26 protein-coding genes and 1 pseudogene are annotated in these 25,964 nt (G+C 64.6%); 7 read left to right on the forward strand and 20 right to left on the reverse strand.

Translation table 11 applies throughout. The features are described 5' to 3' along the window. Positions 1–231: 231 nt before the first annotated feature. From HMA55_RS00005 to HMA55_RS00040, 8 genes and pseudogenes are all read right to left on the reverse strand, one after another. A pseudogene (locus HMA55_RS00005) lies at positions 232–733 on the reverse strand (IS256 family transposase); the annotation flags it as partial. 497 nt (positions 734–1,230) lie between these two features. Beyond that, the gene (locus HMA55_RS00010; RefSeq protein ID WP_181191061.1) at positions 1,231–2,037 is read right to left on the reverse strand and encodes a hypothetical protein; all 807 of its coding nucleotides are present in this window, start codon (positions 2,035–2,037) and stop codon (positions 1,231–1,233) included. Positions 2,038–2,039: 2 nt separating this feature from the next. Further along, positions 2,040–2,951 carry an ABC transporter ATP-binding protein gene (locus HMA55_RS00015; RefSeq protein ID WP_181191062.1) on the reverse strand — a complete coding sequence of 304 codons (912 nt, stop codon included), beginning with the start codon at positions 2,949–2,951 and terminating at the stop codon, positions 2,040–2,042. A 351-nt stretch (positions 2,952–3,302) separates the two neighbouring features. Further along, a complete protein-coding gene (locus tag HMA55_RS00020) occupies positions 3,303–3,404 on the reverse strand; it encodes a 30S ribosomal protein bS22 (protein WP_003855542.1) in 102 nt (33 codons plus the stop codon). 208 nt (positions 3,405–3,612) lie between these two features. Beyond that, positions 3,613–3,804 carry a helix-turn-helix domain-containing protein gene (locus HMA55_RS00025; protein ID WP_034997092.1) on the reverse strand — a complete coding sequence of 64 codons (192 nt, stop codon included), beginning with the start codon at positions 3,802–3,804 and terminating at the stop codon, positions 3,613–3,615. A gap of 172 nt (positions 3,805–3,976) precedes the next feature. After that, a complete protein-coding gene (gene proC / locus HMA55_RS00030; protein WP_181191063.1) occupies positions 3,977–4,789 on the reverse strand; it encodes a pyrroline-5-carboxylate reductase in 813 nt (270 codons plus the stop codon). 12 nt (positions 4,790–4,801) lie between these two features. Beyond that, entirely contained in the window at positions 4,802–5,704 is a 903-nt protein-coding gene (locus HMA55_RS00035) for a hypothetical protein (RefSeq protein WP_181191064.1), read from the reverse strand. Further along, positions 5,704–6,669 (reverse strand): Ppx/GppA phosphatase family protein, encoded by a 966-nt coding sequence (locus HMA55_RS00040; RefSeq protein ID WP_181191065.1) that lies wholly within the window; start codon positions 6,667–6,669, stop codon positions 5,704–5,706. Before HMA55_RS00040 ends, HMA55_RS00035 begins: the two co-directional genes overlap by 1 nt. Before the next feature lie 33 nt (positions 6,670–6,702). Between HMA55_RS00040 and HMA55_RS00045 the strand changes: the two genes are divergently transcribed. Further along, positions 6,703–7,611: a hypothetical protein gene (locus HMA55_RS00045; RefSeq protein WP_181191066.1), complete on the forward strand. Its 909-nt coding sequence runs from the start codon at positions 6,703–6,705 to the stop codon at positions 7,609–7,611. 36 nt (positions 7,612–7,647) lie between these two features. On the opposite strand, the gene HMA55_RS00050 is transcribed toward HMA55_RS00045, so the two are convergent. From HMA55_RS00050 to HMA55_RS00060, 3 genes are read right to left on the reverse strand one after another with little or no spacing between them, the layout of a single operon-like run. After that, positions 7,648–8,337, reverse strand: a complete 690-nt coding sequence (locus HMA55_RS00050) for a response regulator transcription factor (RefSeq protein ID WP_181191067.1) — start codon at positions 8,335–8,337, stop codon at positions 7,648–7,650. Position 8,338: 1 nt separating this feature from the next. Continuing rightward, a complete protein-coding gene (locus HMA55_RS00055; protein WP_181191068.1) occupies positions 8,339–9,508 on the reverse strand; it encodes a sensor histidine kinase in 1,170 nt (389 codons plus the stop codon). 18 nt (positions 9,509–9,526) lie between these two features. Further along, positions 9,527–10,273, reverse strand: a complete 747-nt coding sequence (locus HMA55_RS00060; protein WP_181191069.1) for a phosphoglyceromutase — start codon at positions 10,271–10,273, stop codon at positions 9,527–9,529. A 55-nt stretch (positions 10,274–10,328) separates the two neighbouring features. On the opposite strand from HMA55_RS00060, the gene HMA55_RS00065 reads away from it, so the two are divergent. After that, entirely contained in the window at positions 10,329–11,438 is a 1,110-nt protein-coding gene (locus HMA55_RS00065) for a chymotrypsin family serine protease (protein ID WP_181191070.1), read from the forward strand. 210 nt (positions 11,439–11,648) lie between these two features. After that, the gene (locus HMA55_RS00070) at positions 11,649–12,788 is read left to right on the forward strand and encodes a chymotrypsin family serine protease (RefSeq protein ID WP_181191071.1); all 1,140 of its coding nucleotides are present in this window, start codon (positions 11,649–11,651) and stop codon (positions 12,786–12,788) included. On the opposite strand, the gene mshA is transcribed toward HMA55_RS00070, so the two are convergent. Beyond that, entirely contained in the window at positions 12,785–14,047 is a 1,263-nt protein-coding gene (gene mshA, locus HMA55_RS00075; RefSeq protein WP_181191072.1) for a D-inositol-3-phosphate glycosyltransferase, read from the reverse strand. The genes HMA55_RS00070 and mshA overlap by 4 nt on opposite strands. 149 nt (positions 14,048–14,196) lie before the next feature. Next, positions 14,197–15,255, reverse strand: coding sequence for a MinD/ParA family ATP-binding protein (locus HMA55_RS00080; protein ID WP_181191073.1), 1,059 nt, complete (start codon positions 15,253–15,255; stop codon positions 14,197–14,199). Between the two features lie 183 nt (positions 15,256–15,438). Here HMA55_RS00080 and HMA55_RS00085 point away from each other — a divergent pair, with 183 nt between their 5' ends. Next, complete coding sequence (locus HMA55_RS00085; RefSeq protein WP_181191074.1) at positions 15,439–17,175, forward strand: long-chain-fatty-acid--CoA ligase; 1,737 nt, start codon at positions 15,439–15,441, stop codon at positions 17,173–17,175. An 87-nt stretch (positions 17,176–17,262) separates the two neighbouring features. Here HMA55_RS00085 and HMA55_RS00090 read toward each other — a convergent pair whose 3' ends face one another. Next, the gene (locus HMA55_RS00090; protein WP_181191560.1) at positions 17,263–18,327 is read right to left on the reverse strand and encodes a UDP-N-acetylmuramate dehydrogenase; all 1,065 of its coding nucleotides are present in this window, start codon (positions 18,325–18,327) and stop codon (positions 17,263–17,265) included. Here HMA55_RS00090 and HMA55_RS00095 point away from each other — a divergent pair. Genes HMA55_RS00095 through HMA55_RS00105 form a run of 3 tightly spaced genes read left to right on the forward strand, consistent with a single transcriptional unit; the run spans position 18,289 to position 20,373 of the window. Next, entirely contained in the window at positions 18,289–18,780 is a 492-nt protein-coding gene (locus HMA55_RS00095; protein ID WP_181191075.1) for a DUF2505 domain-containing protein, read from the forward strand. The genes HMA55_RS00090 and HMA55_RS00095 overlap by 39 nt on opposite strands. Then, on the forward strand, positions 18,780–19,589 hold the full coding sequence (locus HMA55_RS00100) for a class I SAM-dependent methyltransferase (RefSeq protein WP_181191561.1): 810 nt from the start codon (positions 18,780–18,782) through the stop codon (positions 19,587–19,589). The genes HMA55_RS00095 and HMA55_RS00100 overlap by 1 nt, the downstream gene beginning before the upstream one ends. A 10-nt stretch (positions 19,590–19,599) precedes the next feature. Further along, a complete protein-coding gene (locus HMA55_RS00105; RefSeq protein WP_181191076.1) occupies positions 19,600–20,373 on the forward strand; it encodes an LmeA family phospholipid-binding protein in 774 nt (257 codons plus the stop codon). A gap of 28 nt (positions 20,374–20,401) precedes the next feature. Here HMA55_RS00105 and HMA55_RS00110 read toward each other — a convergent pair whose 3' ends face one another. The 6 genes from HMA55_RS00110 to HMA55_RS00135 form a co-directional block, all read right to left on the reverse strand. Then, on the reverse strand, positions 20,402–20,680 hold the full coding sequence (locus tag HMA55_RS00110; protein ID WP_181191562.1) for a DUF2516 family protein: 279 nt from the start codon (positions 20,678–20,680) through the stop codon (positions 20,402–20,404). Positions 20,681–20,721: 41 nt separating this feature from the next. Further along, a complete protein-coding gene (locus HMA55_RS00115; RefSeq protein ID WP_181191077.1) occupies positions 20,722–21,279 on the reverse strand; it encodes a CGLAU_01105 family protein in 558 nt (185 codons plus the stop codon). 15 nt (positions 21,280–21,294) lie between these two features. Beyond that, positions 21,295–22,578, reverse strand: coding sequence for a DUF445 domain-containing protein (locus tag HMA55_RS00120; protein ID WP_181191078.1), 1,284 nt, complete (start codon positions 22,576–22,578; stop codon positions 21,295–21,297). Between the two features lie 96 nt (positions 22,579–22,674). After that, positions 22,675–23,043 carry a hypothetical protein gene (locus tag HMA55_RS00125; protein ID WP_181191079.1) on the reverse strand — a complete coding sequence of 123 codons (369 nt, stop codon included), beginning with the start codon at positions 23,041–23,043 and terminating at the stop codon, positions 22,675–22,677. Between the two features lie 74 nt (positions 23,044–23,117). Next, positions 23,118–23,867 (reverse strand): succinate dehydrogenase/fumarate reductase iron-sulfur subunit, encoded by a 750-nt coding sequence (locus tag HMA55_RS00130; RefSeq protein WP_181191080.1) that lies wholly within the window; start codon positions 23,865–23,867, stop codon positions 23,118–23,120. Then, positions 23,867–25,945, reverse strand: a complete 2,079-nt coding sequence (locus tag HMA55_RS00135) for a fumarate reductase/succinate dehydrogenase flavoprotein subunit (protein WP_219910300.1) — start codon at positions 25,943–25,945, stop codon at positions 23,867–23,869. The genes HMA55_RS00130 and HMA55_RS00135 overlap by 1 nt, the downstream gene beginning before the upstream one ends. Between the last annotated feature and the right edge of the window lie 19 nt (positions 25,946–25,964).

The following is a 25,964-nucleotide window of genomic DNA, read 5'->3' on the forward strand; positions in this document are numbered from 1 at the left end:
AACCGGCTACACCCCTGTGGCGCAACCACCCGAAAGCATCACCCGCCACCGCCAACCCCGCTACCGGAAACCCACTGAACCGCTACCCGAAAGTCACCACACCGCTACCAACTAGCCGGTCGCAACACTCCGAAACGGGTTTCAACGCGTCCTGAGGCATACGGCCACATTACATAGCCAAAGGCAGCGCCCCGTGCGCGTGTCCAGGCCCTGGTTCCTGACCGTCTAGTTGGGTGAAAGCCTTTTCGGGACCTTTTCGTAGAGGTTCTTCGCGAAATGTGTCCGGCATCGCTGCCAGGCCGCATCGGGCAGTGCTTCAGATATCGCGTGTTGGATGCCTTCGTGGGCATCACTGGTGACCAAGTAGACATCGCGAAGCCCACGGGCTTTTAAGATCTTGGAAGAAGCCTTTCCACGACGCGTTGGACTCAGCTGTGGCGACGTGCATGCCAAGCATTTCACGGTAGCCGTCGGCGTTGACCCCAGTGGCAAGCAGCCTTAAAGCATTTGACCACCCGGCCGCCTTCACGGACTTTGATCGTGAGCGCGTCGCACGACAAGTAGGCGTATCCGCCGGGATCAAGTGGGCGGTTTTTAAAATCGGCGACCATCTCGTCGAGTTCCTCCGACATGCGCGAGACCTGCGATTTCGACAGGTTGGTGATGCCCAGCGTTGCCACCGAGTCGTTCATTCTGCGGGTGGAGACGCCTTGAGGTAGCACACCATGATCACCAGCACCGTCATCGACGCCGTCGAAACCGCTGAGGACGCCGCATGATGACGCACCAGCATCGATCACGCGCCGGACCGTAAATCCATCACGCTGCTAGTTCTATTGAAAGGGCAGATACACCACACCACCGGACTTGACCGAGACGAACCCCTCCTCTGGATTCCTGACGCTGTTCTTGGCTCTATTAACTCCGCTTACCAAGAGGAGAAGGAGTACTGGAGTCGGCTTCAGGACAAGGTAGTCCTACAACGATCTACTCCGGAGTCTCTTAGAGAGTAAACGAAGCACTGTATGACACCGTCTGTTACAGCAAGATTTTCTCCTAGTCGCCTCGCTGCTTATTCGGGCAGGTCAGGTCTGTTAGCTGGTCACCAGATAGATGATGAAGAAGATCAGCAGTGTTCCCGCCACGCAGACGTAGGGAATCATCTTCTTGTTCATTTTCATTTCATGCCTCTCTAAGCCGAGTGTTATAGATCTGCAGTATGAGCAGTCACTAGGAGAATTTGCTGTTTTCGTCGCGACGAATGGACACCACCGCTAGCAACAATGCTAAGGCTACCCAGATGGCTAGAGAAGCTACCCACCATCCGTTGGTATCTACATCTGTCAGTATTGACTGGCATAGCTCTGTAGCCGCTGTAGACGGCAACAGCTTGGCAGTCATATCCAGGAAGGTGGGGACGCTGGCCATCTCCCGGGCTCCGCTAAGCAGCAAAAGGATAAAGGAAACGCCTAGTGAGACTGCCAAAGACGTACGGCTGGAGAGCAGGAAACCGAAAGCCACACCGATAGCTGTAGTACATAGCGCGAACGCGCAGAACACTAGGAAAAGCAAACCTAGCTGTGTGAGAGTATAACGTGCCGAGCTGAACATCAAGCCGACACCGAGACCAACCAAGGCGCTTGTTACCGCCAGCAAAAATGGTGCTCCGCTCCATGCGATTAGCCTGGTTCCTACTCCTGTGGGGAGAGTCCTCAGGTAGTAGTAATAGTCTCCCTGTCGTACTCCGTTGATGCCGTTCGCAGGAAGGTTGATTCCTACCATCAGCACACCGGTGAGAGCCAGAAGTGCGACTGCTGGAGTGGCGATATCTGCATTCTTCCGGACAGCGTCCCCTCCGATGACAAAGAGGAAAACAAGCATAAGCAGGGGATACGCCATGTTAAGAAGAACCGCGGCAGGCTCCTTGATCCAAGCCACGATCTCGTTCTTAAGCCATAGAAAAGCGATGGAAGCATCTGAGGGAAACTGACGCCTGTCCTTTGGCGACACAGGGGTCTGCTCAATGGCTGATGACACGACTATTTCTCCTTTTCTGTCATCGTGATGAAAGCTTGCTCTAGCGACGGGTGAGAAATCTCGATGCGGTCAAATGGCCACCCATCCGCGGCAAGTGAAGTAAGCGCCTGCTTGACATCAGATGTTCGAAGATCTATTTCGTCTCCTTCATTTCTGATGACTTCAAACGCTTGTCCCTCTCCGGAAATCGCTCTGTCCCCTACCCCACCGAGAGTGATGACAGATCCGGTAGACGCACCGAGCAGAGATTGCGTTTCCGAGTCGGCGATGAGTTTTCCCTTCTGCATGACGATTACTCGATCACACAGGTTCTCGATTTCCTCGAGGTAGTGGCTTGATACCAACAATGCTCGGTCTTCTCCTGTAATCGAACGAATCGATTCCCAGATCGCCGACCGAGTAACGGTGTCCAAGCCCGTGGTGGGTTCGTCCAGAATGGTTAGCGGAGCGTCAGCAAGAAATGCTGCTGCAACCGAGACCAGACGTTGTTGCCCTCCTGATAGACCCCCGATCACCTTGTCGGACAGGTGTGTCAGACGAAATTTTTCGAGAATTTCTTCGACAAGAGAGCGCGTGCCGAAGTGGAATCCTACGAAGTTGAGGAAATCACTAACGCGCATGCGGGGGTCTACACCAGTCCCCTGAGGGGTGACACCGATGTTGCGACGAGCTTTTTGGTGTCGAGGGTTATTGCCCATGAGGCTCACGGAACCAGATGTTGGAGTGTTGAGCCCGCTGATAAGTGAAAAGAGAGTCGATTTCCCTGCTCCGTTTTCACCCAGTACACCGACTAGTTCTCCGGGGAAGACTTCGAAGCTGACCCCGTTTAGAGCCTGGACTTCTCCAAAGCTCTTGGATGCAGAACGGACAGAAAGGATCGCTGTGTCCTTCTGGGAGTTCAACTCCTCATTCATGATGATACCTTTCTGAAGCGAATCTCGAACTCAATACAGTGACATACCCCGGTTTCCACGGACCGGTAAACCACATCCGGGGTCCCTGCACAGCGACGTCTTCCACACGAAGAACGGAAGTACCGTTTGTCCACTCCGTACCTTCTCTGCCCAGTGGTCTGGCGTCGACCAAAATTATAGGTGGCGTTGGCACAACTTGTGCCGGCGCGTAATCACCTTTCATGACCCTAAGGTGAAGCTCCCAGATTGTTCAGCAACGCGTCAGCCTCCGCTACCACCTAATCGCTTTGCGGGGCCGGGACAAGACAGCACAAAGCCCGCCTCCGTAAATGGAGGCGGGCGACACACGGCTTACTTGCCGAGCTTACGACGCTGCACGCGAGTGCGGCGGAGCATCTTGCGGTGCTTCTTCTTGGACATGCGCTTGCGGCGCTTCTTAATCACTGAACCCATTGGGTTACCTCTTTTCTGTTCAAAGTGCGTACGTACGCGGCCGGCGCAACCGCTTCCGCGGCTCGCGGGAGGTGCACACTCCCGCAGGGGGTGGCCGACCTGATCGTTCAAAGCATACCGGCAGGCCTTTTCAGCGCCAAAACACCCGCCGCGCCGTGAAACCGGTGCGGCGGGTGTTTTCTCGGAGTCCTGTAAACGAGACCCTGGACTATCCCACGTCGTAGACGGAGGACTCCAGGTACTCGCTCACCGCAGTCTCGTTCACGCGGAAGGAGCGGCCCACGCGGACTGCGGGCAGCTCGCCGGAGTGGACCAGGCGGTAGACGGTCATCTTGGACACGCGCATGATCTCGGCGACCTCGGCGACCGTCAGGAACTTTCCTTTATCTTCGTTAACCACTTAATTCATACCTCTCGGCACGCAAACGCGCTGCAGGCTTCCCCTCCCGCAGGACGAACACGCACGTGCTTAAACCACCCTAACGTGAAATGAGCGCCGAGTGCGACTTAAGTGGAGGAAAATTTTCAAAGTGCAGGCAGTGAACCCACAGAAACGGTTGTGAAAGTTGGGACTAGGACTTGCCCAGCTCGCTCGAGCGTTTCGCGCAGAGTTCCGTGGCGCGGTAGAACGCCCCACGCAGCCCCGACTCCTCCAGCTCGCGGACCGCGCGCGCCGTCGTGCCACCAGGTGAGGACACGTTCGCGCGGAGCTGCACCGGGCTGTCCCCGCCTGCCAACATGGCGCCGGCGCCGGAGGCCGTGGCACACGCCAGCTGCTGCGCAAGCTCGCGCGGCAACCCGAGGGACACGCCGGCATCCACCAGCGCCTCGGCGACCAGGAAAAAGTACGCCGGGCCAGAACCAGAGATGGCCGTCACGGCATCCATCTGGGACTCGGCCACTTCGACCACCTGCCCGGCCGCAGACAGCAGCTCCACCACGCCAGCGCGCTGGTTGTCGTCCACAAATCGACCGCACGCCGCGGCGAGCACCCCCTTGCCCACCAGCATGGGGGTGTTCGGCATGACCCGCACAATCGGCGTGCCCGCGGCGGAGACAGCCTCCTCCATCGCCGCAATGGTCACGCCTGCAGCCATAGACACCAGCACGGTGGAAGATCCGGAGTTGGTGAGCTCCTCCCCGAGCTCCGCGATCACATCCAAGATCTGCGCCGGCTTGACGCACAGCAGCGCGACATCCGCGTCGCGCACGGCCTCCCGGTTGTTGGAGGTGGTGTGCACACCGTAGCGCTCCGCCAGTTCGGCGCTCCGCTCGGACGACCTGTTGGTGGCGATGATGGCCGAGGGTTCCACCCCCGAGCTGAGCAACCCGGAAATACACGCCTCGCCGATATTGCCCGCGCCGATGACCGCGATACGTTCCATACGCTCCCGCCCCTACAGCAGAGCCGGGCCGAACGCCACCACAGCAGCGGCGAGACCCGCGATGACCATGGTCACCTTGTCGCGGCCGGCGGCCATCGCGCCAACGGCGGCCACCACAGCGGCGACAGCACCGATACCCACGAGCGCCGCGACGATCGCCATGGTGTTGGCCCAAAGCCACGTAAACGCCAGGAATCCCAGCACGCCCAGCAGCACGCCGCAGAACACCAGCAGAACCAGCAGGACCGGGTTGACGGTGGCTTCCTCGACCTCGAAGTCCTCCACCGCCTCGGGCTCGGCGGCGGGCTCGTCGAAGATGTCCGTCTCCGCGCGCTGCGGCTCAGGGGCCTGGACGGCACGGATCTCGTTCGTGTCGTCCGGCTGCACGGACGCTTGCTTTACGACGGGCTCCGCCTCAACCTTGCGCAGCACCGTCGTCTCGCCCTCGGCGGGCTTCGCCTGCGGCGCGGGTGCCGGCTTGGAGGTCGGCGTCGCGGGCGTCTGCTTAGCCGTCTCAGCCTTTTCGGTCTTCTTGGCCGCCTCAGCTGCAGGCTTTACAACCTGCAGCTTCTCAACCGCAGGTTTTTCATCCTGCGCCTTCGCGGCAGCTGGCTTCTCGGCTGGGCGCAGCTTCACGGAGGTCGACGGCACTGGCTGCGGCGTTGCGGGAGTCGACGGCGCGGGTTCCGGTGTTGACGCTGGTGCGGGGGCGCCCGAAGGTGCGTCGATAGGCACGCTGGAGTGCTTGACCTCAGCCGGTTTGACCTCGACCTTTTTAAACGAGTCGGTCAGCTCGGCGACGGAGACGCCGCCGTCCTCGAGGCTGCGGCGGCGGCGCGGGCGGCGGCCAGCCTCCGGGTTTTCCTTCTCGGCGCGGGCGAGGAGCTCGGCAACCGTGAGCTGCTTATCGGCCATTAGTTGTCGTCTCCTTCATCGGCGTTGTTGTGGGCGTCCAAGGCACCCTGGTCGATGCGCTTGAGAATGACGCCCTCGCGCAATGCCCACGGGCAGATCTCTAACTTATCAACATTCAGCGCACGCATCGCAGCTTCCGCAACCAACGCGCCAGCGACGATCTGGTGGGAGCGGTCAGCGTTGATGCCTTCCAGCTCCGCGCGGTCCGCCGCAGTCATGCGGGAGATGAACGCGATGAGCTGGCGCAAGCCGGGCGCGGTGAGCGTGCGCTGCACGTACGGGCCGGCGGAGGACGGGGCCGCACCCGTCAGGCGCGCCAGCGAGCGGAACGTCTTCGACGTGCCCACTGCCAGGCCCGCCTCGCCCATCGCCTTGAACTGCTCCGCGGGGCCCGCCAGCTCCGCGTCGATGTAGTCGCGCAGCATGTTGATCTTTTTCCGCTCCGGCGGGTCAGTGTCGAACCACTCGTGGGTCAATCGCCCCGCACCCAGGTCCAAAGAAACTGCCAGGTCGGGCATTTCCTCGGTGCCGGTGGAGATCTCCAGCGATCCGCCGCCGATGTCGAAGTTGGTGATGCGGCCGGCGGACCAGCCGTGCCAGCGGCGCGCGGCCAGGAACGTCAGCTGCGCTTCCTCTTCGCCGGAGAGGATGTTCAGCTTCACGCCGGTTTTCTTCTCCACGCGCTTGAGCACTTCGTCGGAGTTCGTCGCCGAGCGCACCGCGGAGGTGGCGAAGGCGAGCAGCTCCTCGCACTTGAGGTTATTCGCGAGGTCGGAGGCCTCCTGGACGGCGTCAACGAGCTTGTCTACGCCCTTGGCCTCGATATTGCCCTTCTTGTCCAGCAGTTCCACCAGACGCAACGGCTGTTTCCAGTCGCTCATCGGGGTCGGGCGGCCACCACTGTACGCATCGACCGCCACGAGATGGATCGTGTTGCTGCCGACGTCTAATACACCTAATCGCACCACACCAGGGTAACGGGTCTACCGTGTCCAGGTGTGAATCAACCAGCCCCGAAACCCGTTTTTCTCGGCTTCCCCGCAGACTCGCCCGCCGGCCGCTCCATCCTGGCCGGCCGTGAAACCCGGCCCGATTTCCCCCGCGAATGGTTCGAGTTCGTCCACCCGGAGGACCCAAACCACATCTTCTCCATCGACCTGACCTGGGCGGAATCCACCTGGTCGTGCCGCTTCGGCACCCCGGAGTGCCACGGCATCGACGAATCCAATCCCGCAGTAGGCTGCTGCATCCACGGCGCTTACATCGCGGACGAGGAGGACCGCGACACGGTCTACAACGCGGTCAAGGCGATGCCGGCGAAGTACTGGCAGCTACGCCCCGCTGAGACGGACGAGTTCTTCGCTGCGAACGACCCGACCTGGCTCGAGCCGTGGTTGGAGTGGGATGAGGAGGACGATGCGCTGGAGCCGGACGCGGACGACGAGGACGCCGGCCCCCACATCAAGACCAAGGTCGTGGACGGCGCCTGCATCTTCGCCAACCGCCCCGGCCACCCCACCGGGGCGGGCTGCGCGTTCCACCAGTTCGCCATGGCGGAGGGCCGCAACATCGTGGGCACGAAGCCGGAAGTGTGCTGGCAGGTGCCGTTCTCGCGCGAGGACGCGTGGGAGGAACGCACCGATGGCCAAGAAATCCTGCGCACCACCATCGGCGAGTACCACCGGCGCCAGTGGGGCGGCGGCGGAGAAGACTTCGACTGGTGGTGCACCTCCGCACCCGCCTGCCACACCGGCACCACCCCCATCTGGCAGTCCATGAAGGACGAGCTCATCGCGCTGATTGGGGCAAAGCCGTACGGTGTCGTCGCAAAGCACTGCGAGAAGCGCTCGCAGCTTGACGACGACCTCCGGGCCACCCACCCCGCCACACGCGCCGCCCACGAGTAGCCCGGGCGAAGCATCCGCGATGGCGCTTTGCGCCGCCTACGCCTCGAATTTGTAGCCCAAGCCCCGCACGGTGACCAGCTGGGTGGGGCGAGACGGCACCGCCTCGATCTTGGTGCGCAGGCGCTTGACGTGCACGTCGAGCGTCTTGGTGTCGCCGACGTAATCGGCGCCCCAGATCCGGTCGATGAGCTGGCCGCGCGTGAGCACCCTGCCGGCGTTTCGCATGAGGTACTCCAGCAGGTCGAACTCTTTCAGCGGCATGGGCACCGGCTGGCCGTCCACAAGCACCGTGTGCCGCTCCACGTCCATGGTCACGCGGCCGCCCTGCAGCAGCTGGTCGTCGACCTCCTCTACCACCTCCGTCTCCGGGCCGCGGCGCAGCACCGCGCGGATGCGGGCAACGAGTTCGCGGGTGGAGTACGGCTTGGTCACATAGTCGTCCGCACCAAGTTCCAGGCCGACTACCTTGTCGATCTCGCTGTCACGGGCGGTGACCATGATGATCGGCACTGAGGATTCTGCGCGCAGCTTCTTGCATACCTCAGTGCCGCTCATGCCGGGCAGCATGAGATCCAGCAGCACGAGGTCGATGTCTTCGGCCGCAAACAGGTCCAGGGCCGTCTGCCCGTCAGCGGCCACCATCGCCTCGAAACCCTCCTTGCGCAGCAGGTAGGCCAGGGGGTCGGACAGGGACTCCTCGTCTTCAACGATGAGAATGGTCGTCACTTCACTCTTCCCTTTCTGTTCTGCTGGAGGCCTCCGGGTCGTAGACAGGCAGCTCAATGGTGAACGTGGAGCCCGTCCCGGGCCTAGACCACAACGTAATGCTACCGCCATGGTTCGCCACCACATGTTTAACAATGGCCAACCCCAGCCCGGTGCCGCCCGTCGAACGCGAACGCGCCTTATCCACCCGGTAGAACCGCTCGAACACCCGCTTCTGATCCTCCGGCGCGATGCCGATGCCGCGGTCTGTGACACGGATGAGCACCACGTTGTCGCGCACCAGCTTCTGGGTCACGCTCACCGGCTGCCCGCTCGGCGAATAATTGATGGCGTTGGTGATGAGGTTGGAGACGGCCACCGTGAGCATTGCCCGATCCCCCATCACACGCAGCCCCAGACGCTGCCCGCGCGTGAGCTCGATGCCGTGATTTTCCGCCGTGACCAGGTTGCGGGCCACCGCGTCATCCACGATGTCGTCCACCCGCACCGGGGCCATGTCGGGCAGCGCCTCGGCCCCTTGGAGCTTGGACAGGGAGATCAGGTCCGTGATCATCTCCCCCATCCGGTGGGCCTCTTTGTGCAGCTTGGTCCCGAAGTACTCCACCATCTCCGGGTCGGTGGGATCCTGCAACATGGCCTCCGCCAACAGCGAGATCCCGCCGACAGGCGTCTTCAGCTCGTGGGAGACGTTAGCCACGAAGTCACGCCGAGCGCTTTCCATGCGCACGTTCTCAGACTCGTCGGAGCCGTAGACGATGGTGTAGGAGTTATCCGTCAGCGTCAGCGGTGCGACCAGGGCGCGCACGTTGCGGATCCGATTTCCGGTGGTGCGCTGCGGCAAATCCAGGTCGAGGACGTGCTCCTCCTGGTCCTCGAAGACTTGGGAGGCCACCTCCAGCACCCGTGGATTGACGCTGCCGTCATGCACCAGCGACATGTCGTGGGCGCGAGCGTTAGACAGCACGACGTTGCCGCCGCGGTTGATCACCGCGATGCCCGTCGGCGAGCCCTGGGTGACCAGGTGCAGGACCTGGCTGACGGTGTTGACGGTGGTGTCTTCACCGCCGTCGTCCGCGCGGTTGCGGGCGCGCCACCGAAGCGCCCGCTGTCCGAGCAGCACAGCGGGCACGGTCAGCGCGGCACCGATGAAAAACGCAAGGATCGGCGACACCGGAGCTACGCCATCCGCCTATTTCTGGCCCTGGTTCGCCACAGCGGCGGCGCCGGCCTCTGCAGCCTCCGGGTCCAGGTAGGTCCCGCCCGGGTTGAGCACCTTACCGTCCGCGGCGATCTCGTAGACCAGCGGCATGCCGGTGGGGATGTTCAGCCCGGCGATGTCCTCGTCCGAGATGTTGTCCAGGTACTTCACCAGGGCGCGCAGGGAGTTGCCGTGCGCGGCAATCATGACGTTCTTGCCGGCCATCGCCTGCGGCGCAATGACGTCGATGTAGTACGGCAGGAAACGCTCCACCACGTCCTTCAGGCACTCGGTACGGGGCACCTCCGGCAGGAACGCGTAGCGCGGGTCGTTCGTCTGCGCGTACTGGTTATCCGCGTCGATTTCCGGCGGCGGGGTGTCGTAGGAACGGCGCCATTCCATGAACTGCTCCTCACCGAACTTATCGCGGATCTCCGCCTTGTTCAGCCCCTGCAGCTTGCCGTAGTGGCGCTCGTTGAGGCGCCAGTTGCGCTCCACCGGGATCCAGTGGCGATCCGCGGCGTTGAGCGCAATGTTCGCGGTGCGGATGGCGCGGCGTAGCAAGGAGGTGAACAGCACGTCCGGCAGGACATCCTTTTCCACAAGCAGCTTGCCAGCGTTGACGGCCTCGGCCTCGCCCTGCTCCGTGAGGTCCACGTCCACCCAGCCGGTGAACTGGTTCGACTTATTCCACTCGCTCTGCCCGTGGCGAACGAGAATCAGCTTTCCGTTACCCATGCCTTCCAGCATGCCACGGATGGGGTGTCGGGTCCGTGGTTTAGGGTTTGAAGCCATGAGCAAACAGTTCTCCTTCGCTGCCCTCGCCGGCGCTTCCTGCATTACCCTCGCAGCCCTCGCCACGCCACCGGCGGCCGCGGCGCCCGCCCTCGCCGCCCCCGGCGCGCCCATTGCCACACTGTTCAGCGGCACCACGTCGTTCGCCCACACCGCCCGCTGCAGTCAGGGCCCCGCCGGGGTTGTGCGCACTCCGGACGGGCAAGCGCAGCGCGTCATGGTCACCGCCGCGCACTGCTTCGAGGTCAAGGGCGAACAGGTTGAGCCGGTGGTGTACGCGCCGGTGCGGGCGAACGGGGGCGTGGAGTACCCGCGCGTGGGTGCGGTGGAGAAGCAGCGCACCGAGTTTGCGCTGGGCAACGGCGAGTTGATGGACTTCTACCGCATTATCGACGAGCCCGACTGGGCGGTGGTGCGCCTGGACCCGGGCGTGGAGGCCTCCGGGACGTCCACCTCCCTGGATCAAAAAGGCCGTGGGCCCTCCGCGCCTGTGGCAATTACCGGGGTGAAGGACTACCGGAATTTGGGTCCCGGCGAATTAATCAGCATCGACAACGCCGGCCAGCCCATCTGCAAGGACGGTATGCGCACCGGCCGCTCCTGCGGGGTGCAGCTATTCCGCACCCAGAATTTCGTCTGGCACTTCGGCGTGCGCTACGAGTCGGGGGATTCTGGCGGCATCAACTACGACCCGCGCACGGGCGAGGCGATCGGCTTGAGCATCGTCGGGCTGGGGCCGCTGGGCAACTCGCAGCAGGTGGACAGGGCGCTTGAAGACGCCTACGGCATCCCCGACGGCCAGGTCAACCAGGCGTTCACCCCGGCCACGCCGGCGGAACGGGCCGATTTCGCGCCGCTGTACGAAGACATCGGGCAGTTCTCCCCGGAGGCGCCGGAAACGGTCGACGGACCACAGCCACGTGAGATGCTGGATAACGCCGTGATGGGCGCCCAGGCCGACGCGGCGCAATTGAGCGCGGAGGCGGCGCAGCTGCCGTCCGCCCCCAATCCGGTTGCGGCGGCCCAGGATTTGGCCGGCCGCGCGGACGCGGCGGCGCGGGGCCGGGCAGGCGAGGTGCGCGCAGCCATCGACGAGTACTTGCGCTAGACCACCCCCACTTTTTCGTCGCCCAAAAATCGCGGGCGACAGGGGTTATGCTCGAAGTATGCGAACCCCCGCGGCCACCCCGCCCGCACAGGACACCGCGGGGCGGATAGTGCCCGGCCGAGGCTACCCGCCGTGCAGACACGCACATCACGACCTCGGCCTGCGGGGCGGGTTCGTACTGGAAGAAAAATTCGGAATCGGAGGATAACCATGAAAAAGACGCGTTTTTTCACCGCGGCCGCGGCACTACTGCTCACCCCGGCCCTGGCGGTTCCGGCCGCCGCGGCCGAGCCGGCGCTTGCCTCCCCCGGCGCCCCGTTCCGCATCTTCCCGGAGAAGGCACCTGAGACGGTGACTCTGCCCACCGGCGACGAGCTGAAGGTCCCGCCGCTGTTTTGGCTGCGCACCTGCACCCAGGGCCCGACCGGCACCGTGCGCACGCTGGACGGCGACACGCAGCGCGTGATGCTGACCGCCTCCCACTGCGTGAACACGATCAGCGGCTTGCCGCCGATCAAAAACGAGTTTTCCGTGCCGGTAGACGGCACCTACCCGCGCATCGGTGAGCGCACCGCCTCCAACGACCTCAAGCCCAGCGCGATCGACCTGTCCGATCCGATGGAGAGCATCCGCACTGCGGACTGGGGCATCATGCGTATCGACGACAACGTCTCCGCCACCAACATCTCCAATTCCCGCGACTACAACGGCGGTTCCGCCGGCGAACCGGTGGCGCTCAGCGGGATCAAGGACTACCGCACCCTGCAGCCCGGCGAGGTCTCGGCGGACAACTTCGGCCAGCCCATCTGCAAGGACGGCTCGACCACCGGGCGCAGCTGCGCCACCCAGATCGGGCGCACCCGCAACGGCGTGTGGAGCTGGGGGTTGAACTACCAGCAGGGCGACTCCGGCGGCGTGAACTTCGACCCGCGCGACAACTCCATCATCGGCGTGACCTCTATGACGCTCGGCCCGCTCGGCAAGGCCCAGCCGGCGGACCGCATCCTCGAGGACGCTTACGGCATCCCCGACGGCCAGGTCAACGAGCACTTCACCCTGCCTGATTCCTCGGCCCCGCGCGCCGAGTTCGGGATCACCGCGGACGAGGAAAAGCAGATGAACCAGCAGCTCGACGAACTCAACCCGGGCTTTGAGCCGCCCGTGCCTCGCGACGAGCTCCGCAAAGCCGTAGACAGCGCCCAGCAGGACGCTGCCGGTCTGGCCCAGAAGGCTTCCCGCGGGGAATTTAACCCGGCAGAAATTGACCGGGCTGTGTCCCACCACTCCGAGAAGATCGGCTACTGGGGCGGCGCAGTACTCGGCGAGGAAATCGGAAAGCGCTTGTCCTAGACCCCGCCGGCGTCCCGGGTGGCCTCGCCTGGGACGTAGCCTTCCAGGGTGTCGCCGTAGACCTGCAGCAGCTTCTCAGCGGAGGCGGACCAGCTGAACGCTTTCGCGTGCGTCACGGCGGTTTCGCCCATGTGGATGCGCGAAGCGTCGTCGATAAGCAGCTGCTCAAGCGCCTCCGCCCACGCGTGCGTGCCATGGCCCTCGACGAGCAGCCCAGTGCGCCCCTCCTCGACCGCCAGCGGGAGGCCGCCCACGCGCGCGGCAATCACTGGTGTGCCCGCGGCCTGCGCCTCAACCGCAACCAGCCCGAAGCTCTCGTTGTAGCTGGGCACCGCCACGATGTCCGCGGCCTGGTAGATGCTGACCAGCTCCTCGGGCGGACGGGGGCCCAAAAAGCGCGTGCAGCCGCCAATTCCCTCCTCGCTGGCCATCTCGCGGTAGCGCTCCACAGACGAGCCGGTGCCGCTGGCGCCGCCGCAGATAATCACGCGCAGCGGGCCCTCCACGCGGCCGCGGCGCACCACCTCCCCCATCGCGCGGATGAGCACCTGGGGGCCCTTGAAATCCTGCAGCCTCCCCACGAACGCCACCACTTTCGCGTGCAACGGAATGCCCAGATGGCGCCGCGCGAGCTCCGTGTTCCGGTTCGTCCCCGGGGTGAAGAGCTCAGTGTCCGCGCCAGGGCTGACCACGGCGATCTTTGCCGGGTCCACGTCGTAGAAGCGGGCGAGCTCGCTCGTCTCGTCTTCGGTGTTGACCACCAGGACCTCAGCGTTGTCCACCAGCTGCTGCTCGCAGATGCGCCGTGCTTCCGTCTCGGAAGAATCCGTCCCGTACGCGTTTTTCACCGCCGCCCAGGTGTGCCCGGTGTGCACCAGGGGGATGCCAGCCAGCTCCGCCAGCAACCATCCCACCTGCCCCGACAGCCAGTAGTGGGAATGGATGAGGTTGTACTCGAGCCCGTTGGCGCGGACGAACTGCACCACGCCCCCGGAAAATGCGGCGAGCTGGGTGGACAGGTCCTCCTTTTCCAAACCCTCGTAGGGCCCGGCCACCACGTTGACCACCCGGTAGCCGGGCTCCACCTCCACCACCTCGCCCTGGCTGGGGCGTGTCGCGCGGGTGAACACGTCCACCTGCACGCCCTTGCGCGCCAGCTGTGTGGCGGTGTTGTGGACGTAGACGTTCATGCCGCCCGCGTCACCGGTCCCCGGCTGTTCGAGCGGGGAGGTGTGCATGGAGATCATGGCGACGCGCATGCGGGCAAGACTAGCGCGCCGGTTTGGTTCCTGACTGATTCCACCGGGAAGTGTCGGGGTGGCGGCCCAGGCAGAATAGTTCATTCACTGGAAGTCCGCAGACCCAGCAAATGAACAATCCTGCATCACCGCCGCGTCAGCGCGCAGTGTCAGCGGGCGGCGTGGCGGTGCCAGGCGCCGAAGTCCGAGGCAACCGTGGCCGCGAGGTGCTGGTACGCCCTCAACGTCGCCGGCGCCATGCGCTCCAGGTCCACCACGGCGCCCTCGGCCAGGTGGCGGTCGTACGGGATCGCGTGCACCGCACGGGTGCGGGAGGCGAAGTGGTCGGTGACCTTTCCCATGTCGATGGTGGGCTTGCCCGGCGCGGACGCGGACACCACAACTACAGCGTTGCCGGCCAGCTGGTCGTAGCCGTGCAGGTTGAGCCAGTCCAGGGTGGCGGAGGCGGACTGCGCGCCATCGAGTGCGGGAGAGGTGACTAGGACCAGCGTGTTGGCCAGATCCAGCACCCCGGCCATAGCGGAGTGCATGAGCCCCGTCCCGCAGTCCGTGAGGATGACGTTGTAGTGGTGCTGCAGGATGTCGATGGCGCGGCGGTAGTCGTCCTCCGAAAACGCCTCGCTGACAGCCGGATCGCGCTCGGAGCCGATGACCTCCAGCCGGGAGGAAGCTTGGTTGGTGTAGGCCCGCACCTGCGGGTAGCGGTCCGTGCCGGGGGCCTCGAGGAGGTCGCGGATGGTCGCAGGCGCGGCGGTGGCGGCGCGCTGGGCGAGGGTGCCCAGGTCCGGGTTGGCATCGATGGCGATGACCCGGTCGCCGCGGGTTTGGGCGAACACGCCGCCGAGGGCGACCGTGGTGGTGGTCTTGCCCACCCCGCCTTTCAGGCTCATGACGGCGATGCGGTAGTCGCCACGCAGGGGCGCTCGGATCGCGCTGTAGAGCTGTTGCTCCTCCAGCTCCCGTTTCGAACCTCCCGGGTTGATCCGGCCGCGCGTGGCGGAGTGGACGAGTTTGCGCCACCCCTGCTTCGGCGGCGACTTCACCGGGTCTACCAGGTTGGACTGGTCCAGTACCGACGGTGGGGTGAGCTCAAGTTCCGGCGCCTTCGCCGGCCCGAAAGCGGTGTCTACAGCACCGTGAGCCGACTCGAAAGCAGCGTCAAGAGCAGAGTCAAAAGCGCCGTGGGACGGCTCGAAATAGGTCGTCATAATCTCCCCCAGAGATCCCCCGTTGATGTTCCGCGCTACAGCCTAGAGCAACGACCCCTACCCCGCAGCGCGAGCAACCTTCTCGCCCCGAAAGTGATCCCGCCTAGGGCATGCCGCCACAAGGTCCGCGACACGCTCCTGCAACTTCTTACGCAACCGTAGGTTAGGGGTAGGGTGGTGCGCATGGCTCTCACCCCATCCAATGTGAACGACGTTAAGCCCTGGCTGCAGTACTACCCCGAGTGGACCACCCACTCGCTGGAGTACGGCGAGCAGACCCTCGGCGAGCTGTACAAAGACAACCTGTCGCGCAACGTTTCGCGCATTGCCACCCGTTTTTTCGGCCGCACCCAAACGTTCGGCGAGCTTGACCGCGAGGTGCGCCGCGCCGCCGCCGGCCTGAAAGCGTTCGGCGTGCGCCCCGGCGACCGTGTTGCCATCATGCTGCCCAACTGCCCCCAGCACATGGCGGCGTTCTTCGCGGTGCAGCTGATCGGCGGCGTGGTGGTGGAGCATAACCCGCTCTACACCGCCCACGAGCTGCGCCCGCAGTTTCTGGACCACGGCGCCCGCATCGCCATCGCGTGGGACAAGGCCGCCGACACCCTGGAGAAACTGCGCAAAGACACACCGCTCGAGACCGTAGTAAGCGTGAACATGACCAAGGCCATGCCGCGCGCCCAGCAGCTCGCCCTGCGCATCCCGCTGCCGAAGGTCATGGAGGCTCGCGCTGCACTCACCTCCACCAGCAAGAACACCTCTCTGCACACCGTGCCGTGGGAGTCCCTGACCAGCTCCGCTATCGGCGGTCTGGGCGGGGACCTGGCCACCCCGGAGGAGATCACCCCGGACTCCCCCGCCGTGATCCTCTACACATCCGGCACCACCGGCGCCCCGAAGGGCGCCGCACTGTCGCACCGCAACCTCATTGCCAACCCGCTACAGGGCCAGGCGTGGGTCAAAGAACTGCAGGAGGGCAACCAGCGCATGCTGGCCACCCTGCCGTTCTTCCACGCCTACGGCCTGACTTTCTCGCTGACGCTGACCATGCTCATCGGCTCTGAGCTCGTCCTGCTGCCGGCGCCGAAAATGGACCTGATCATGAAGGCCATCCGCGTCACCCCGCCCACCTTCGTGCCGGGCGTGCCCACCGTCTTCGAGCGCATCGTCAAAACCGCCAAGAAAAAGCACGTGGACCTGTCCGACGTGAAGATCGGCTTCTCCGGCGCCTCGTCGCTTCCCGCCAACGTGATCGAAGAGTGGGAGCGCGCCACCGGCGGCCACCTCGTAGAGGGCTACGGGCTCACCGAAACCTCCCCCATCATCGTGGGCAACCCCGAGTCCGCGGAACGCCGCCCCGGCTACATCGGCATCCCCTTCCCCGACACACAGATCCGCATTGTCAACCCCGACAACCCGGACGAGGACATGCCGTTCGGCGAGGCCGGCGAAATCCTGGCCAAGGGCCCCCAGGTGTTCAGCGGCTACTTCAACAACCCCGAGGCCACTGAGAAGGTCTTCCATGACGGCTGGTTCCGCACCGGCGACATGGGGATCATGGAGGAAGACGGCTTTATCAAGCTGGTCTCCCGAATCAAAGAACTCATCATCACCGGCGGCTTCAACGTCTACCCGGCGGAGGTGGAGGAGGTCATCCGCACCCACAAAGACGTCGCGGATGTCGCCGTCGTGGGCCGCCCGCGCCCGGACGGCTCCGAGGATGTGGTCGCATGCATCGTGCTTAACGACGGCGCCGCCCTCGACCCCGAAGGACTCAAGGAATTCGCACGCGAAAACCTGACCCGCTACAAGGTTCCGCGCACTTTCTACCACTTCGACGAGCTGTCGAAGGACCCGATGGGCAAGATCCGCCGCCGCGAGGTGCGCGACGCCCTACTGGCCAAACTCGCCGAGAGCTAAAGCCCCGCCGCCGCTTCCGCCCCGTGTGGATCCAGGGCTTCCCCCGCAGCCGCCGCGGGCTAGAGGCAGACGCCTAGAACCCGATACCTAAAGCCCGACCCAGACGGGCTCGGGGTGCAGCTCCACGCCGAACGCGCCGCGGACCTGGTCCTGCACGCGGCGGGCCAGGTCCGCTATGTCCGCGGCGCGCGCCTGGCCGCGGTTGGTCAGCGCCAAGGTGTGCTTGGTAGACAGCCTCGCCGGGGCGTCCTCCCCGGGAAAGCCGCGGTGGCAGCCGGCGCGCTCGATAAGCCAGGCCGCCGAGAGCTTCTCCTGCCCGTCGCCGGCAGGGAAACGGGGCATGCGTTCCTCGCCCACCTCCGCTTCGATCTCATCCGCGACGGCGGACGGCACCACCGGGTTGGTGAAAAACGATCCGGCGGACCACGTGTCGTAGTCGGCAGCGTCCAGGACCATGCCCTTGGCGCGCCGGGTTTCCAGGACAGACTCGCGGGCCTTCGCCAACGGCACGCGCTCGCCGCCCAGGTGGCGCAGTGGGATGGAGAGATCGGTGTCCTGCAGCTGCAGCTCGATTTCCAGCACCACCGCGCGGCGGGTGAACTTCAGGTTGGAGTAGCGGTACGCCAAATCCAGCGACTCGGCCGGCACCCACTCGTCCACACCCGTTTCGCGGTTCCACAGCCGAACCCTGGTGAGCACGTCCGCAATCTCCGAGCCGTAGGCGCCCACGTTTTGCACCGGGGTCGCACCAGCGGAGCCGGGGATGCCGGACAGGGCCTCGATCCCGCCCAGGCCGTGCTCCACGGCGTACGCGACCACCGCGTCCCACTCGGTGCCGGCTTGGATGCGGAGCCGGAGGTCGTCGTCAAGCGTGATGCCCTCGTTGCGCACGAGTACCGCAGCGAGGTCGAGCTCGCCATCCGCGACGAGAAGGTTCGAACCGCCGCCGACGACGAGTAGCGGGGTGCCCGCGCGGTCGAGCCGAGCCACGGTGTCCGCGAGCTGCTCTGCGCTCGTGCACTCGTAAGCGGCGGCTGGCGTGCCGCCGACGCGCAGTGTGGTCAGGGAGGCGAATGATGGGGCAGTCACGTGGACAACGGTAGTCTGTGACCCATGACTGCACGTAGTGAGACCACTGTGACCATCAACCAGCCGATCGAGAAGGTCGCGCAGGCGTACAGCACCCGCGAGTACTGGGAGTTCATCGCGGAAAAGCTCTCCCCGGAGCCGGGCGAGCTCAACGAGTTCGCGGACAACACCGCCACCCTGTTTGAGATCCTGCCCAAGTCCATCCTCCCGGAGGCCGCACAGGCGCTGGTGTCCCAGGACCTCAAGCTCAAGCGCGTAGTGCACGTCGGCGAGCTCGAGGGCGACACCGCCAATCACACCATGACCGGCGACGTGAAGGGCACCCCGGTGGACCTGGGTGCCGAGTACACCGCCACCCGCGACGGCGAGAACACCAAGCTGGACTACGAGCTCGAGGCAAAGGTGAACATCCCGTTCATGGGCGCAGCGCTGGAGCCGAAGGTGGCCGACGCGTTGGAGGAGATCGTGGAAAACGAGGCCAAGCTCACCGAGCAGTGGATTAGCGAGAACCTCTAATTCCCCACTACCACAACCTGCGCGCCACCCCGTCCGCGGCGGGAAAGCCCTACGGGGTAATCACCCGCGGCACCACGGGGATCAACCGCCTGCGCAGGTCGGACCGCTGGACCCGCTTCAACCCGCAGGTCCAGTCGCTGTTGCGCTCGGCTACCCAGCCGCTGGCGGTGGACGTGGGCTACGGCGCATCCCACACCACCACCGTGGAGTGGGCGGGGTGGCTGCGCCAGATCCGCCCCGACATCGAGGTCGTGGGCCTAGAGATCGACCCGTCCCGTGTCCTCCCGCCGCGCGACGGCGTGCGCTTCGAGCTCGGCGGCTTCGAGCTCGCCGGCTACCGCCCCCACATCGTGCGCGCCTTCAACGTGCTGCGCCAGTACGACGTGGACCAGGTCCCGGACGTGTGGCGCACCGTCAGCGAGCGCTTAGCGCCGGGCGGGGTGTTCATCGAGGGCACCTGCGACGAGCTCGGCAGGCGGTGCGCATGGCTGCTTATCGACGCCTCCGGTCCCCAAACCCTCACCCTGAGCTGGGACCCGCGCCACACCGCGAAACCCAGCGACGTGGCGGAGCGGCTGCCCAAAGCGCTCATCCACCGCAACGTGCCGGGTGAGCCCATCCACGATTTTCTCGCCGACGCGGATGCCGCATGGGACCGGGCCAGCGGCTGGGAGCCCCACGGCCCGCGCGTGCGGTGGCGCCACGCACTGGAGGAGCTGGCTAGGACCTGGCCGGTCGCTCCCCAGCGACGAAGAACGCAGGACAACACGGTGACTGTGAATTGGCTGGCAGTCGCACCCACTTCGTAGACTGTCCCGCATGAAAACAGCGTGGAAAGTCGCCCTTTCAATCGTCGCCGCGGTGCTGCTCCTCTTCGCGCTCGCGGAAGTAGGCATCCGCACGTTCGTGGCAAAGCAAGTCACCGCTCAGGCGCCAGAAGGCACCTCGGTGTCTTTCGGCACCAGCCCCGTCACCATCGGCCTGCTCGGCGGCAAGTTCCCCCACATGACCGTGGACCAACAGTCCGACCTCACGATCAACGGGGACCAGATCTCCGGCACCCCAGCGTCCGTGGTGGACATGGATAACGTACGGCTCAACGGCGGCGAGCCCGTGGCAGAATCGCTGCGGCTGACCACGGAGCTCCCGAACGACTTCGTACGCGCGATGCTGAACCAGCAGCTACAGCAGCAAATCGGCGATAGCTTCCTCGCCAACGTGATCACCGTGTCAGACGTGACCTCCAACGAGGACGCCGGAACATTCACCATCGTGTTCACCTCCGGCGCGGCGGGCATCGAGCTGCAACCGGTGATGCAGGACGGCCAGCTGACCTTCCAGGCGCGCAGCACCGAGCTGTTCGGATTCGAGCTGCCCGACGAGGTCGCCCAGGCGATCAGTTCCGCCATGTCCGAAGGTGTCGCGCAAGAGGCCACCGGCGGGATGAACGTGGAAGATTTCACCGTCATCCCCGGCGGCCTCCGAGTGAGCGTGGCGGGCAGCGACGTCAACTTCTCCGAACTGCAACAGATGCAGCAAAGCGACTCGCTGGAGCAGACCCAGCCGAGCAACGAGCTCAGCTACCAGTCCTAGCTATCTGCTGGGCTGTCTACCGGGCTGTCTACCAGCCGGCATTGCCTCCCAGGATGCGCTGTATCTGCGGGCGAACATCGAAGAAGTAGATGCCGATTGCCACCGCGCCGAACCATGCGATGAAGGGGAAGCGCAGCAGGCACGCCAGGGCCGCCAGAACCAGGATGCCCACCCAGGCCCCCTTGGACTGACGGTTAGCGGCCTCGAACGCGTCTGCGCGGGTAGTCCCGGCCATGACCGCCCCGACGATGCCGGCAATGCCCACCAGCAGCATGAGCACCATGCCCGCACGCGACGGGATCAACATGATCTGGTTGATGTGGCTGACGGTGGCGGTATCCATGGCTCCTACTTCAGGTCCTCGACGTTCACAGTCGCATCGGTTGCACGAGCGCCGGTTGCGCCGGTGCCAGCATTATCGACAATTTCGCCGTCGATGATATCGTCGTCGCGCTTCTCTCCGGCGAACTGGTCCTGAATCCGCTCCACCAGGCCGTTGAACCGGGAACGCAGGTCCTCCACGGTGCCCTCGATCCCCTCAGTCTGGGTGTTTTCCAGGCGCTCGTTGAAAGACGTGCGCGCATCCTCGATGGTGCTGCGCACCTTCGCCTTCACATCGTCCGTGAACTGCAAGTCACGCTCGCGGAAATTATTGAATACCCGCTCCGCCTCATCCGCGAAGCTGGACGCGGCACCCCGTACCTCACCCTCGGTGGTCGCGGCGTTGAGGTTCTGTCGCGCGTCCTCGGTGGCCATCTTCAACCGGTCTGAAAGCTCGCCGGTGGCCTTGCTCAGCGCAGCACCGATGGCGGATCCGGCCGCGAGAAGTGCGTCACCCGCCTCGCGCAGGTTGTTGCGCACCTCCCCCTCATCACCGGTCTGCTTGTCAAACGTGTTGTCGGTCATTTTTCGCTCCTTGTGTTAGTAGAACAGCAGTTGGGACACAGTGTAAATAGCTAAGCCGGCGAGTGCACCGACGATTGTGCCGTTCAAGCGGATGAACTGCAGATCCTTGCCCACCATGAGCTCGATCTTGTCCGCCGCTTCCTCGCCGTCCCAGCGCTCGATCGTCTCGGCGATGATGCCGACGATCTGGTCCGCGCCGTTCTCCGCGGCGAAGTGGGTGATCTTCTCCAGCGTCCGCTCCGCATCGGCGCGAACCGAAGGGTCATCCACAAGCTTCTGGCCCCACTCGCGCGCGGACGCCGCTGCCTTGCGGCGCAACGCGCTCTCCGCATCCGATGCCTGAGCGACGAGCGCCTCCGAGAGCTGCTCCCAGATACCCCCTGCGGCCGAAGTGACCGCCGCCGAGCCCATGACGTCGTTCTTCAGCGCCTCCACCCGCGAGATCATATCCCCATCGAACTGCAGGTCCTGTGCGAATTGGGTGATCTGGCGGCGGATCGCGCGCCGCGCTTCATGCTGCTCGTCGGTGTCGACGTCCTCCATGAACGCGACCATCTCGTCGTACACCCGCTGGCCCACAAGCTCTTTGGCAAAGCGGGGCGCCCAGCGGGGCATGCGCTCGTCGATCATGGTGACCACGGTGCCCTCCATGCCGTCGACCTTGCGGCGAGCCCAGACGACGATGTCGTCCACCACAGGCTCCACCTTGCCGTCCGCGATCAGGCCCTCCAGCGTCCGCCCGAGTGGCGGCGCCCAAATCGGCTCCGCCAGCCTGTCTATCAGCTGGGTGTTGATGAAGCCCTCCGCCTCTGCGGGGTCGATCCCCTCGACCATGCGCACCGTGAATTTGCCGGCCTCCTCGCTGACCCGCCCAGCGTTCTCCGGTTGCGCAAGCCAGCGGCCCACACGCTCCGGGATGCCGGCGGCCATGACTTTATCCGTGATCGTGCGGGCGTTGAGGAAGTTCTCGCTAACAAAGTCGCTGAGCACCCCGGCGACCTGGTCTTTTTTGTTCGGGATGATGGCCGTGTGCGGGATAGGAATGCCCATCGGATATTTAAACAACGCTGTCACAGCAAACCAGTCCGCCAAACCGCCGACCATGCCTGCCTCCGCAGCGGCCCGGACATAGCCGATCCACGCAGCACCGTTTCCCCGGGACTGCGCCCATGAGCAGGCGATGAAGATGACCGCCATCAGCGCAAGCAGGCTCGTCACCGCTACCTTGTGGCGGTGCAAGACACGACGGCGCTCGGCCTCGTTGCTCGGGGTGGGCATCATGGAAAGCTGCTCGCTCATGCCCTCGATTAAAGCAGGCGTGCCGACACGCGCACGAAAAACGCCCCCTCCGCAGGTGGAGGGGGCGTTTTGCTTCAGCCAGCGGGCCGGTGAGAGCTAATTCCGACGGCCGGTGCGCTTACGGTACGCCTTGTAGTCCTTTCGGCCCGCGGCGATAAGGATGCCGCCGAGCGCGGCTGTGATAACTGCCTCGGCAACACCCAGGATCAGGAGGCGCTGAGCCAGATCGTGGGTCTGGGAGCCGAAACCGTAGATCATCGCGCCAGCACCCCACACGGCCAGACCGATGCCGAAGAGGGTGGCCAGGATCAGACCCATAGCAACCCAGGTTTTAATGCGCGACAGCGAAGCGTGCGGCGCGCCCAGGGATACCGGGTCGTAGCCCTCGATGTACGTGTCATCAATACGGCCGGTGTACTCCGGGTAGGACTCGTTGCGAATGTCTGCAACTGCGGTGGAACCCATTGTTTCTGTTTCCTTCTTCAGCTTCTGTGGGGCGGCAGCTCGAGCTGCTGCGATGGTTCGAGTATACGACAGGCCTAGTCGTCGCCGCCCTTGAAGGCAGCGCGGGCGCGCTCGGCGTTGATGGCGCCGACCGCATCGAGCGGAATGCCGGCCGGGCACACGTCGGCGCACTCGCCGTAGAGCGAGCAGTGGCCGAAGTTGGTTTCCAGCTCGTCGACCATCTTGCGTGCACGGCGGGAGCGCTCCTGCTTGCCCAGCGGAAGCAGCTTGAGGTGCTTCAGCTTCGCGCCGGTGAACAGGTGCGCGGCACCGTTCGGGCACGCAGCCACACACGCGCCGCAGCCGATGCAGGCGGCGTAGTCGAGCGCGGTCTCCGCGTCGTGGTGGTTCACAGCAAGCGTGTCCGCGTCCGGCGCGGTGCCAGCGTTGACCGAGACGTAGCCGCCCTGCTGCATCACGCGGTCCAGCGCGGAGCGGTCTACGGCAAGGTCCTTGATCACCGGGAACGCGCCGGAGCGGAACGGCTCGATCTTCAGGGTGTCGCCGTCTTTGTAGTTGAACAGGCGCTGCAGACATGCGGTGGTGTTCTGGCCTGCACCGTGCGGGCGGCCGTTCACGGACACGCCACAGGTGCCACAGATACCTTCGCGGCAGTCAGACGCGAAGACGAACGGCTCCTTGCCCTGCTCGACGTAGGTCGCGTTCACGTGGTCGAGCAGCTCCAGGATGGACATCTGCTCCACAGCGTCATCGACCTGAACGGTCTCGAAGCTGCCCTCGGTGTCAGGACCAGCCTGGCGCCAGATTTCAAGTGTCAGTTTCATTACTTGTAGTTCCTTGCCATCAGCGGGATCGAATCAAAGTGCAGGGGTTCTGCGTGGCGGATGAACTGGCCTTCACCGGCCGGCTCCCAAGCCGACACGAAGCACCAGTTGTCGTCGTCACGCTCTGCCTCGCCGTCGTCGGTGAGGTGATCCATGCGGTAGTGGGCACCGCAGGACTCGTCGCGGTCCAGAGCGTCGATGCACATGAGCTCGCCGAGGTTGATGTAGTCGACGAGGCGCAGTGCGGCCTCGAGGGTCTGGTTCATGTCGTTCGGGGAACCAGGGATGGAGATGTTGGTCCAGAAGTCCTCGCGCAGGGCACGGATCTTGCGGATGCCCTCCTCCAGGCCCTCCACAGTGCGGGACACGCCACAGTGCTCGTAGAGGATGTCTCCGAGCTGCTCGTGGAAGTGCTCCGGGCCGTGCGGTTCCGGGCCGCGGATGGACATGATGCGCTCGATGCGCTCGGTGACCTCAGCCACCGCGTCCTGTGCTTCCCGGGAATCTTCCGGCAGCACCTCCTCGCCGAGGTGGTCAGCGAGGTAGTTGGGCACCGTAAACGGCAGGGTGAACCAGCCGTCCACAGACGCGGACAGCAGCGAGTTGGCACCCAGGCGGTTCGCGCCGTGGTACGTCCAGGAGCACTCACCGGCGGCGAAGAGGCCGTCGATGGAGGTCATCTCGTTGAAGTCCGTCCACAGGCCGCCCATGGTGAAGTGGACGGTCGGGGCGATGCGCATCGGCTCCTTGTACGGGTCCTCACCGGTGGAGTCCTCGTACATCTCGAAGAGGTTCGAGTATCGCTCGCGGATGGTGTCCTCGCCGAGACGCTCGATGGCGTCGGAGAAGTCCAGGTACGCGGAATTGTGCAGCGGGCCGACGCCGTAACCGGCGTTGAGCTGCTGGGAGATTGCACGGGACGCCACGTCGCGGGGCACGAGGTTGCCGAAGGCCGGGTAGCGGCGCTCCAGGAAGTAGTCGCGCTCCTCATCGGGGATCTCGTTCGGGGCGCGATCGTCGCCCTTTTCCTTCGGCGTCCAAATGCGGCCGTCGTTACGCAGGGACTCGGACATCAGCGTCGTCTTCGCCTGCCACTTCGCGTTGACCGGCAGGCCGGTCGGGTGGAACTGCACGAAGCACGGGGACGCCAGGTAGGCACCGCGCTCGTACGCACGCATCATGGCCGAGGAGTTGGAGTTCTTCGCCAACGTGGTCTTGTGGTACACGTTGCCGTACCCGCCGGTGGCGAGGATGACGGCGTGGCCGGTAAACGGCGCGATCTCACCGGTGATGAGGTTGCGGGTGACAATGCCTTCGCAGTGCTTCTTGCCGTCCTTCTCGGTGATGATCAGGTCCATCAGGTCGTGGTGGGTGAAGATCTCCACGTTGCCCAGGTGGATCTGACGCTGCAGCGAGGACGCCGTCGAAAGCTGCAGCTGCTGGCCTGTTTGACCGCGGGTGTAGTAGGTGCGCGAGACCTGCACACCACCGAAGGAGCGGGTGGCCAGCGTGCCGCCGTACTCACGGGCGAACGGCGCGCCGATGGCGTTCATGTGGTCGATGACGCGGACGGACTCGACGGCCAAGCGCCAGCAGTCGGACTCGCGGCAGCGGTAGTCGCCGCCCTTGACGGTGTCCTTGGTGTGGCGGTACGCGCCGTCGTTGTCCACCTTCTTGCCGCGAGCGGAGTTCACGCCACCCTGGGCCGCGATCGAGTGAGCACGGCGCGGAGCGTCGTGGTAGGTGAAGGCCTTGACATTGTAGCCCAGCTCACCCAAAGCGGCGGCGGCGGCACCGCCGGACAGGCCGGTGCCCACCACCAGAACGGTGAACTTGCGGCGGTTCAACGGCGAGACCAGGTTCATGTGGTCCTTCTGGTACTGCCACATGTCTTTCATCCGAACCTCGTCGCGGTTCGGCTCGTTGGACTCGAGGACGTTACCCGGCGTCACGCCGGCGGCGGCGGACTCAGGCTGACGGAACTCGCCGGGGCGCTGCTGGCCCTTCGCCCCAGCGGAGGTTTGCTCGCCGCCGTTGGAACCCTGAGCCCCGGAAAGACCGGAAATAGAGGTAGTCATAGTTGTTCTCCTAAAAAGC

The sequence above is a fragment of the Corynebacterium wankanglinii genome, from assembly GCF_013601005.1.
Classification (GTDB): Bacteria; Actinomycetota; Actinomycetes; order Mycobacteriales; family Mycobacteriaceae; genus Corynebacterium; species Corynebacterium wankanglinii.